Below are 9,117 nucleotides of genomic sequence, written 5' to 3'. Positions count from 1 at the left end.
TCCTCCTTAGTTCAGTCGGTAGAACGGCGGACTGTTAATCCGTATGTCACTGGTTCAAGTCCAGTAGGAGGAGCCAATTCAAAAAGCCCTTGTCGCAAGACAAGGGCTTTTTTCTATTTGGCTCAGCCATTTTTTAACCATAAAAACAACCACACACGCACAGATGAACCGCAGGATAGATATGGAAAATCATGTAGTTATAGAGTCAAAGGGGCGACTTGCCGCCATTCGGAACTGGATGGAGCCCGTGCTGGTGCTGCTTATTCTCGGCAGCCTGTTCGGTTACCTCGGCAGCCAGATGGGCCTCTCTGCCATGGTCAACACCCTGTTCAATACCGCCCACCAGCTGCTGCTCAATACCGTGCTCTTTATCATGGGGATCACGGTGCTCTCCGGTGCCCTGAGCCAGCTCTTGAGCGAGTTCGGGGTGATCCGCCTGCTGGAGGTGCTGCTGGCCCCGCTGATGAAGCCGGTGTTTCGCCTGCCCGGTCGCACCGCCCTTGCGGCCCTGATGACCTTCTTCTCCGACAACCCGGCCGTGATCAGCCTCGCCAAGGACAGCCGCTTTCGCAAGGGCTTCACTCCGTGGCAACTGGTGTCGCTCACCAACTTCGGCACCGCCTTCGGCATGGGGCTGATCGTGGTGACCTTTATGGCCACCTTGCAGCTGCCGAGCGGTGAATCCACTGCCAGCGCGGCGCTGATTGGGTTGCTGGGTGCTCTGGTGGGCTCGGTGGTCTCTACCCGGCTGATGCAGCGGATGATCCGCCCGCTGGTGGGCGAGGTGCTGGACGATGAGCCGACTGATGCCAGGGGGCACAAGGTCGGGGTCAGCAAAGAGGTGGCGCCGGGCTGGCTGCGGATCCTCAACTCGTTGCTCGATGGCGGCAAATCCGGTGTCGAGCTGGGAATGGCGGTGATCCCGGGCGTGCTCATCATCAGTACCTTCGTCATGCTGCTCACCTTCGGTCCGGGGGAGAAGGGCTATACCGGCGAAGCGTTCCAGGGTGTAGCCCTGCTGCCGGTGCTGGCTGCCAAGGTAAGCTGGCTGTTTGACCTGCTGTTTGGCTTCCAGCAGCCGGAGCTGGTCGCTTTCCCGGCTACCTCGCTCGGTGCGGTCGGTGCCGCCATGTCGCTGGTGCCGCCTTTTATTGCCAAGGGGTGGATCACCGGCAACGAGGTGGCAGTGTTTACCGCCATGGGGATGTGCTGGAGCGGCTTTTTGAGCACCCACACCGCCATGCTCGATGCTCTCGGTTATCGCCACCTCACCTCCCGCGCCATTGTCGCCCACACGGTCGGCGGCCTGTGCGCCGGGGTGGCAGCGCACCAGCTTTATATGCTGCTGGGCTGAGTCGGGTTCAGACACGGATACAAAAAGAGGCTCTTTGGAGCCTCTTTTCATTTCTATTGGTCACGCCTTGTGGGCGGATCACCGCTCGATTAGTAAGCCCGCGGGTCGTTATTCGGTGCCTGATCGCTGCGGTGCTTTTGTCAGGTTTTACTCTGTTGGTGCCATCAGCAGCGCAAGTGGCTCAAAGAGTTGGCGATCAGGGTGTGAAAGGAAGGCGTCGCGGCTCGGGTGGGTGGCAAAACGCTTTACCACCATATTGCCACTACCGCCCGTGGCGGCAGCTACTGGCCGCCGGACTCCCCTTTGCGCTCGGCTATCTCCTGCTTGCTGCTTGAACAAATAGATCAGACATTCAAGGGATTAGCCGGTGCGGTGCGTTTTATCGTCGTGCTGGCCCCGCTTATGCACTCCTCCTGGCAACACCATCAAGGGTCGTTGTCGCGGAGAGATATCATGATCAGCAGCCTGCTTCCCCTTGCCTCGATCGCCCTCAAGCTGGGCAGCCAGCTGCTCGGCAGCAGTGCCAAACCTGAGCCTGTGCAGCAAATCGTGCAGGAAGATCGCCTCGCCCCGACCGTCCAGAGCTTGTTCCAGCGACTCGGTATCAAGGATGCCGATAGCGAACAGAACCGCTCGGCCATCAACCACTTTATGGGGGAGCTTATGCAGACTCTGGGGCAGGAGAATGGTGGCCAATCCCTCCCTGCCGCCATCGACAGCGCCCGCAACCAGCTGGCGAGCGGTACCCAGAGCACCCGCCTCGATGCCCTGCAAAGCGAGCTCGATACCCTCAAGGATTCCCTCGGTGCCAGCAATCTCAACCTCGACCAGCTGCTCGGTGCCTTTAAACAGACCCTGCCTAATGGCAAGGGGGAAGGGGTTGGCAAACTGCTCAATGCTAGCGCCTGAACCGCGGTGAGCAATAAAAAACGGCAACCTCGGGTTGCCGTTTCTGTTTGTGGTTTAACACGCTATGAGCGAGGTGATGGCGGGTTCTCCATGTCGCTGGCTACTTCTATCTGCCCTCTTGCTTGCAAGGCGTGAGCTGCTCCTTGGCGATCCGCTTCATCCTTGTTCTGGCCCAGTTTGAATTTGCCAACCAGCCGCTCTATCTCGATTTCAATGCCGACAACGGCCTGCACCATGGTTTCTATATATTCTCTCGGCGCATCCGCCATTTTCCATGGCGAGGGTTCCCCGGCTTCATGGGGTCGGGTCAGATTGGCCAGTAAACGGCGGATAAAACGAGCATTATCACGAATGCTGATGCGGCCGTGAGCATGTACCACGCTGTAGTTCTAGGTCGGCACCTGCTTGTGATGATCATGCTTGCTCGGATACCAGCTGGGGGAGATATAGGCATCCGCAGCCTTGAAGATCACCAGCACGTTGTCCCCATCCCGCACCTCTTGCCAGAGCGGATTGTTGCGTGCGACATGGGCGCGCAAGACGCCCTGCCCTCCGGTTTCCTTTGCAAACTCGAATGGCAGATGGTTGGCATCCAGCCCCTGTGAGCCGTGGGTGATCAGAGCACCTAGCGGATGTGCCTGCATCAGTTGATGCAGGACTTTGGGGTCATCGGTGGCGAAATGAGGTGGCAGATACATGCAGATTCCTTCTATCGAGTGCTGACATCCATTCAACAACTACAGGCATCCAGTCAGCGGGACAAGCCATTTCGGGCGCAAAAAAAGAGGGCTGGAGCCCTCTCTCTGCGTTAACGGTAATTAGTCGCGCTTTGCCAGCCAGGTTTCGGCTGCGGTCAGGGCTGCTTCCACCTGCTCGCGGGCGACGCCGCCTTTGGCGACCCGCTTGGCTAGGGTCGCTTCCAGCTCCAGATTGGGGTAGACGTCGAACTCGATCACCGGGCTGAAACGCTGGAACTCGCCGATGGAGAGCTCCTCCAGCGGTTTGCCCACGCTGATGGCAAAGACCACGGTTTCACCGACGATATGGTGCGCTTCACGGAACGGAATTCCTTTGGCCACCAGATAGTCTGCCAGCTCGGTAGCGTTGGCGTAGCCGCCTTGTGCTGCCGCCATGGTGCGCTCGCCATTCACTTTCAAATCGATCAGCACCAGCGCAGCCATATCGAGGCAGTCGTGCCAGGTGTCGAGGGCATCGAACAGCCCCTCCTTGTCTTCCTGCATGTCCTTGTTGTAGGCCAGCGGCAGCGCCTTGAGGCTCATCAGCATGCCCATCTGGGCGCCGACCACCCGGCCGGTCTTGCCGCGGATCAGCTCCAGCGCATCCGGGTTCTTCTTCTGCGGCATCAGCGACGAGCCGGAGGTAACCGCGTCAGACAGCTCGACAAACCCAGCCTCGCCGGTGTTGTAGAAGATAAGGTCTTCGGCAAAGCGCGACAGGTGGGTCATGGAGAGGGACGCCACGTGCATCAGTTCCACCACGTGATCCCGATCGGAGACCGAATCCAGACTGTTGCGGGTGGCGCCGCTAAAGCCCATGTCGAGCGCCAGCGCTTCGCGGTCGATGGCGTAGGCAGTGCCCGCCAGCGCGCCGCAGCCGAGCGGGCTGGTGTCGAGGCGCTTGAGGGCATCCTGCAGGCGGGAGTAGTCCCGCTCCAGCATCTCCACATAGGCCAGCGCCCAGTGGGCGTAGGTGACCGGCTGGGCCCGCTGCAGGTGGGTGTAACCGGGCAGCACCGCCGCCTGATTGGCGCGGGCAGAGGCGACCAGCCCCTGCTGCAGGGCGGTGATGGAACTGAGCAGCAGCTCGCCCTGCGCCTTGCACCAGAGTTTCAGGTCGGTGGCGACCTGATCGTTGCGCGAACGGCCGGTGTGCAGCTTCTTGCCAAGATCGCCGACGGCGGCGATGAGCTGGCTTTCGACCCAGGAGTGGATATCTTCGGCGTCCGAACTCAGGACCTGCCGGGGATCCTGCTGCACCGAGGCGAGCAGCACCTCCATCGCCTGTTGCAGTTTGCCCTGCTCATCGGCGGTCAATACGCCCACTTTCACCAGCGCTTTGGCCCAGGCCATGGAGCCTTGAATATCCTGCTCCGCCAAGCGGTAATCGAACCGCAGCGAATCGTTGAACTGCTTGAACCGGCTATCGGCTCCCTGACTGAAGCGTCCACCCCAAAGTGCCATACTGCTCTCCTTGAATGCGTTGTCGGTAGGCATTTACGCCTGCCGTACTCGCGCGGCCTCTTGGCCTGCGCGCAGAAATCTTGCCCTGTATTTTCCTGAATAACAGTGCGGTGGTGATGAGTGCTGTTGCCGTTGAACACGTCAAATCCAGCAACTGCGAATCGGTTCCCTCTCCCTCTGGGAGAGGGCTAGGGTGAGGGTAATTCCCCCCTCATCCCCGCCCCTTCTCCCGCAAGGGGAGAAGGGAGAAAATACGTCAGCATCATATTCACACAGCCCCTGTTATCTCACAGAAGCGGCCGGGGCGCTGCCGCTCTTGTCACACCCGTCGATGATGGATCAGGGGGCTGTGCTCTCTGCCTGTAGAAGAGGGGGCCATGCCCCCTCAACGGAATCAACGGGTTATCGCGCTTGCTTAACCGTGGGTGTGATCACCACCGATGGCTTGATGCTGCTCCTTCATGGCGCGGATCCGGCTGGCCAGGGTGTAGAGACGGATAAAGCCTTCGGCATGGCTCTGGTCATACACTTCATCGGCGCCGAAAGTGGCGAAGTCTTCGGAGTAGAGGCTGTTCGGCGACTTCTTCTGCACCGCGGTGACCTGACCCTTGTACATCTTCAGCACCACTTCACCATCCAGATCTTCGGCGATGGCGTTTGCAGAGGCGAGGATCGCTTTGCACAGCGGGGTGAACCAGCGGCCGTCATAGACCAGATGGGAGAACTCGGCACCCAGCTTCTCCCGCCAGGCGCGGGTCGGGCGATCCAGTACCAGCTCTTCCACGGCGCGCAGCGCGGCGACCATCACGGTACCGCCCGGGGTCTCGTAGCAGCCACGGGACTTCATCCCCACCATCCGGTTTTCGGTGATGTCGATGCGGCCCACGCCGTGCTTGCCAGCACGCTCGTTCAGGGTCATCAGGATCTGGTGCGGGCTGAGCGGCTGGTCGTCAACGGCCACCACTTCACCCTGCGCCACGGTCAGCTTGACGTACTCCGGCTGATCCGGAGCCTGCTCGGCCGGTACGGTCCACTGCCAGACCGCTTCGGACGGCTCGTTCCAGGTGCTCTCCAGCTCGCCACCTTCGGTGGAGATGTGCCAAGCGTTGGCATCGCGGCTGTAGATCTTCTTCAAGGTCGCCTTGCAGGGGATGTTGCGGGTCTCCAGATAGGAGAGCAGATCTTCCCGGGAGCGCATGTCCCAGATCCGCCACGGGGCGATGACTTTCAGCTGGGGCGCCAGCGCGGCAACCGCACCTTCGAAACGCACCTGATCGTTACCCTTGCCGGTGCAGCCGTGGGAGATGGCATCGGCCCCTTCCGCCAGCGCGGCCTCGACCATCGCCTTGGCGATCACCGGACGGGCCATGGAGGTGCCCAGCAGATAGGTGCCCTCATAGACAGCGCCAGTCTTCAGGGTCGGGTAGACGTACTCTTTGACGAACTCTTCGCGCAGATCCTTGATGATGCACTTGGTGGCGCCGGAGGCGATGGCTTTTTGCTCGATCCCTTCCAGATCGTCGCGCTCCTGACCGACGTCAGCTACGAAGGCGATGATTTCGGCGTCATAGTGCTCTTTCAGCCAGGGAATGATGGCCGAGGTATCCAGTCCACCCGAGTAAGCCAGTACGATCTTGTTGATTCCGCTCATGTTACTTCTCTCCGTGATGATTCGATGATGATTCAATAAAGGTGTCGTGATTCAGGTTGATTGCCGCGTTACTTGTTGCCGAGAAGGGTCAGCAACACGGCGTTCTGGATATGCATCCGGTTTTCGGCCTCGTCCATGATGAGGGAGGCGGGGCCATCCATCACCTGCGAGGTGATCTCCAGCTCCCGATGAGCCGGCTGGCAGTGCAGCACATGTGCAATGCCAGTGCGGTCGAGCAGGGCCTGGTTGATCTGGTAAGGCATAAAGAGGTCTTTGACCTGCTCCATCGGGGTGTTGTCACCCATGGAGACCCAGGTGTCGGTGTAGGCCACGTCGAACCCTTCGATATCAGCCACGTCATCGCTGATGTGGATGGTCGCCCCCGACTTGGCCGCCAGTGCCTGCGCCTGCAGGAAGATCTGGGTATCCGGGCCGTGGCCTTTCGGGCAGATCAGGGTGACGTCGGTGCCGAGGGTGGCCCCCAGCAGCAGCAGAGAGTGGCTGACGTTGTTGCCATCACCGAGGTAGGCAAGCTTCACCTTCGACAGGTCGTCGTAGTGCTCGGCAATGGTCATAAAGTCGGCCAGCCCCTGACAGGGGTGGTAGAGGTTGCACAGGCTGTTCACCACCGGCACTGTGCCATGCTCTGCCAGCTCGACCAGGGTCTGGTGATCGAACACCCGGGCGACGATGGCATCACACCAGCGGGACAGGTTGGCGGCGAAATCCTTCACCGACTCCCGCTTGCCCAGCGCGCCGTTCTGCTGATCCAGATAGACGCTGTGGCCGCCCAGTTTGGCGATGCCGATGTCGAAGGTGACCCGGGTGCGCAGGGAGGGCTTCTCGAACAGGGTGACCACGCTCTTGCCGGCCAGCGCCTGGCTGTACTTCTTCGGGTCGGCCTTGACCGCTTTGCCCAGCGCAATCAGTGCCTCTATTTGGGCTTTGTTCAGATCACTGTCTTTCAGAAGATGTTGCATCGGATGTTCCTTGTTCCGGTGGAGATCAAATAGCCACTTGAGTGCCGACGGCGCCGCCAGCCAGCAGCTTGAGCAGCTGGTCCGGGTAACGCCAGCTGGCGACACAGACCGGCTTGCCGAGGGTCTGGGCGGCGTGCAGGGCCGCTTCTACCTTGACCGCCATGCCATCGCGGATCACCCCTTTCTCCATCAGATCCAGTGCGGTCAGCTTGTCGAGCTGGGGCACCAGCTTGCCCTTGCCATCCAGGATGCCGCTCACGTCGGAGAGCATCACCAGATCGGCACCGAGCGCCTCGGCAATGGCGGTGGCCGCCTGATCCGCGTTGACGTTCATCAGCTGCCCCTCGGCGGTGATGCCGATGGAGCTCACCACCGGCAGGAAGCCCTGACCTAGGATGCCTGCTACCAGCGCCGGGTTGCCCGGCTTGCACTCGCCGACCGCGCCGAGATCCGGGTCGAGCTGGGTCACCTGACAGAGGCCGCCATCCGCCAGGCAGAGCCCCACCGCTGGAATGCCGGTGGCGATCGCCTTGGCCATCATCTGCTTGTTGGCAGTGCCCGCCAGCGCCCCGGCAATGAAGGGGATCTGCTCGAACGGGGTCACCCGCAGGCCGTTCTTCTTGGTGGAGGTGAGACCCAGCCCCTTGAGCAGGTCATCCACCAGACAGCCACCACCGTGCACCAGCACCAGCGGACGGTGCTGATCGTCGAGAAAGGTTTTGAGGGTGGCGAACAGGGCGGTCAGCGCCTCGTCGTTCTCGATAAGGGCACCGCCCAGCTTGATTACCAGAGTCTGCTTGTTCATCGTTGCAATCCTTCCTTGAGTCCTTAAATCAGGCCGGTGGCCGGTTCAAATCCGAATTTGATATTTATGCACTGCATGGCCTGGGAGGCGGCGCCCTTGAGCAGGTTGTCGATGGCGGATACCACCACCAGCATGTTGCCCTGCTGTTGCCAGGCGATATCGCAGTAAGGGGTGTTTGCCACACCGCGAATAGAGGGCATCTGGCCGGTGAGGCGCACCAGCGGCTTGCCTTCGTAAGCCTTGAGGAAGGCCTGATCCACCTGGGTCGGCGTCACGCCGTCCGCCAGCTGCACATAGATGGTGGCCAGAATGCCGCGCACATAGTTGCCAAGGTGGGGCTGGAACAGCACCTCCTTGCCGAGGTGGTGGCTGATCTCCGGCTGGTGTCTGTGGTTGAAGGTGCCGTAAGGGTTGAGGCTCACTTCGCAGAAGCTGGTGTTGATGGCCGCTTTGCGACCGGCGCCGGAAACCCCGGAGACGGCGTTGATGATGGGCTGCCACCCCTTGGCAATCAGGCCATCCTGCTGCAGCGGCTTGAGGGCGCACAGCGATGCTGTCGGGTAGCAACCGGGTACGGCTACCAGCTGGGCGCTGGCGATGGCATCGGCATTCCACTCGGCCAGACCGTAGGCGGCCTGATCCAGCCACTGTTCGCTGTCGTGGGTGAATCCGTAGAAGCTGTCGTAAAAGCCCTGATCCTTGACCCGGAAGGCGCCGGAGAGATCGAACACCGGCAGCCCCTTGGCGAGAAACTTGGGGGCAAGCGTGGCGCTCACCTCGTGGGCGGTGGCCAGCAGCACCAGATCGGCCTGGGTCAGGATCCGGGTCATGCCGTCGTCGTCCAGCGGCAGCAGCGGCTGATCGAGGGCGCCGACCCACTGGGGATGCAGGGAAGAGAAGCGCTTGTGGGCATCCTGACTGCCGGCGGAGACATAGAGGCCGAACAGTTTGAGTTGTGGGTGGTTCTGTACCAGTGCGGCCAGTTCGGCTCCCGCGTAGCCACTGGCACCGACGATAACGGTGTTAAGCATGTTGAATATTCCAAGTCAGAGTTCGAGATTCACAGCATGGTGCTGCAGTGCACAAGGGTGTTCGATCGCCCCTTTGCACAAGTGCGGAGGGGCAATTCAGGCGGGTGTGTGTCGTCGGTTATAGATCAGGTGACAGAACATTAACTTTCCCTTACAACTAGAAGCCTTTGTTGATGAGCCAGATAT

The 9,117-nt window shown here is 60.7% G+C and carries 7 protein-coding genes, 1 tRNA gene and 1 pseudogene; 3 read left to right on the top strand and 6 right to left on the bottom strand.

Annotated elements, in window-relative coordinates; translation table 11 throughout:
• From G5182_RS18505 to G5182_RS18495, 3 genes are all read left to right on the top strand, one after another.
• Positions 1 to 76 (top strand) — tRNA-Asn (locus G5182_RS18505).
• A 105-nt stretch (positions 77 to 181) separates the two neighbouring features.
• The gene (locus G5182_RS18500; protein WP_227341838.1) at positions 182 to 1,354 is read left to right on the top strand and encodes a CD0519/CD1768 family membrane protein; all 1,173 of its coding nucleotides are present in this window, start codon (positions 182 to 184) and stop codon (positions 1,352 to 1,354) included.
• Positions 1,355 to 1,807: 453 nt separating this feature from the next.
• A complete protein-coding gene (locus tag G5182_RS18495) occupies positions 1,808 to 2,263 on the top strand; it encodes a hypothetical protein (RefSeq protein WP_321537292.1) in 456 nt (151 codons plus the stop codon).
• A gap of 62 nt (positions 2,264 to 2,325) precedes the next feature.
• On the opposite strand, the pseudogene G5182_RS18490 reads toward G5182_RS18495, so the two are convergent.
• The 6 genes and pseudogenes from G5182_RS18490 to argC all read right to left on the bottom strand — a co-directional run bounded on the left by G5182_RS18490 (position 2,326) and on the right by argC (position 8,931).
• Positions 2,326 to 2,961, bottom strand: a pseudogene (locus G5182_RS18490) (FMN-binding negative transcriptional regulator).
• Positions 2,962 to 3,081: 120 nt separating this feature from the next.
• Complete coding sequence (gene argH, locus G5182_RS18485; RefSeq protein ID WP_421254622.1) at positions 3,082 to 4,464, bottom strand: argininosuccinate lyase; 1,383 nt, start codon at positions 4,462 to 4,464, stop codon at positions 3,082 to 3,084.
• A 415-nt stretch (positions 4,465 to 4,879) separates the two neighbouring features.
• Positions 4,880 to 6,115 (bottom strand): argininosuccinate synthase, encoded by a 1,236-nt coding sequence (locus G5182_RS18480; RefSeq protein WP_033115910.1) that lies wholly within the window; start codon positions 6,113 to 6,115, stop codon positions 4,880 to 4,882.
• Between the two features lie 68 nt (positions 6,116 to 6,183).
• The gene (locus tag G5182_RS18475; RefSeq protein ID WP_201968011.1) at positions 6,184 to 7,095 is read right to left on the bottom strand and encodes an ornithine carbamoyltransferase; all 912 of its coding nucleotides are present in this window, start codon (positions 7,093 to 7,095) and stop codon (positions 6,184 to 6,186) included.
• A 25-nt stretch (positions 7,096 to 7,120) separates the two neighbouring features.
• Positions 7,121 to 7,900: an acetylglutamate kinase gene (gene argB, locus G5182_RS18470; RefSeq protein ID WP_227341841.1), complete on the bottom strand. Its 780-nt coding sequence runs from the start codon at positions 7,898 to 7,900 to the stop codon at positions 7,121 to 7,123.
• Between the two features lie 23 nt (positions 7,901 to 7,923).
• Positions 7,924 to 8,931, bottom strand: coding sequence for an N-acetyl-gamma-glutamyl-phosphate reductase (argC, locus tag G5182_RS18465; RefSeq protein WP_227341842.1), 1,008 nt, complete (start codon positions 8,929 to 8,931; stop codon positions 7,924 to 7,926).
• Positions 8,932 to 9,117 lie beyond the last annotated feature (186 nt).

The sequence above is a fragment of the Aeromonas sp. 600948 genome, from assembly GCF_049174875.1.
In the GTDB taxonomy this organism is placed as follows: Bacteria; Pseudomonadota; Gammaproteobacteria; order Enterobacterales; family Aeromonadaceae; genus Aeromonas; species Aeromonas veronii_A.
The sequence above is the reverse complement of the archived record's forward strand: the minus strand, read 5'-3'. Positions and strand labels throughout refer to the sequence as shown.

What these genes read in the sequence shown, in the direction of transcription:
- G5182_RS18500 (WP_227341838.1), top strand. Translation starts at nt 182, where the DNA reads ATGGAAAATCATGTAGTTATAGAGTCAAAGGGGCGACTTGCCGCCATT.
- G5182_RS18495 (WP_321537292.1), top strand. Translation starts at nt 1,808, where the DNA reads ATGATCAGCAGCCTGCTTCCCCTTGCCTCGATCGCCCTCAAGCTGGGC.
- argH (WP_421254622.1), bottom strand. Translation starts at nt 4,464, where the DNA reads ATGGCACTTTGGGGTGGACGCTTCAGTCAGGGAGCCGATAGCCGGTTC.
- G5182_RS18480 (WP_033115910.1), bottom strand. Translation starts at nt 6,115, where the DNA reads ATGAGCGGAATCAACAAGATCGTACTGGCTTACTCGGGTGGACTGGAT.
- G5182_RS18475 (WP_201968011.1), bottom strand. Translation starts at nt 7,095, where the DNA reads ATGCAACATCTTCTGAAAGACAGTGATCTGAACAAAGCCCAAATAGAG.
- argB (WP_227341841.1), bottom strand. Translation starts at nt 7,900, where the DNA reads ATGAACAAGCAGACTCTGGTAATCAAGCTGGGCGGTGCCCTTATCGAG.
- argC (WP_227341842.1), bottom strand. Translation starts at nt 8,931, where the DNA reads ATGCTTAACACCGTTATCGTCGGTGCCAGTGGCTACGCGGGAGCCGAA.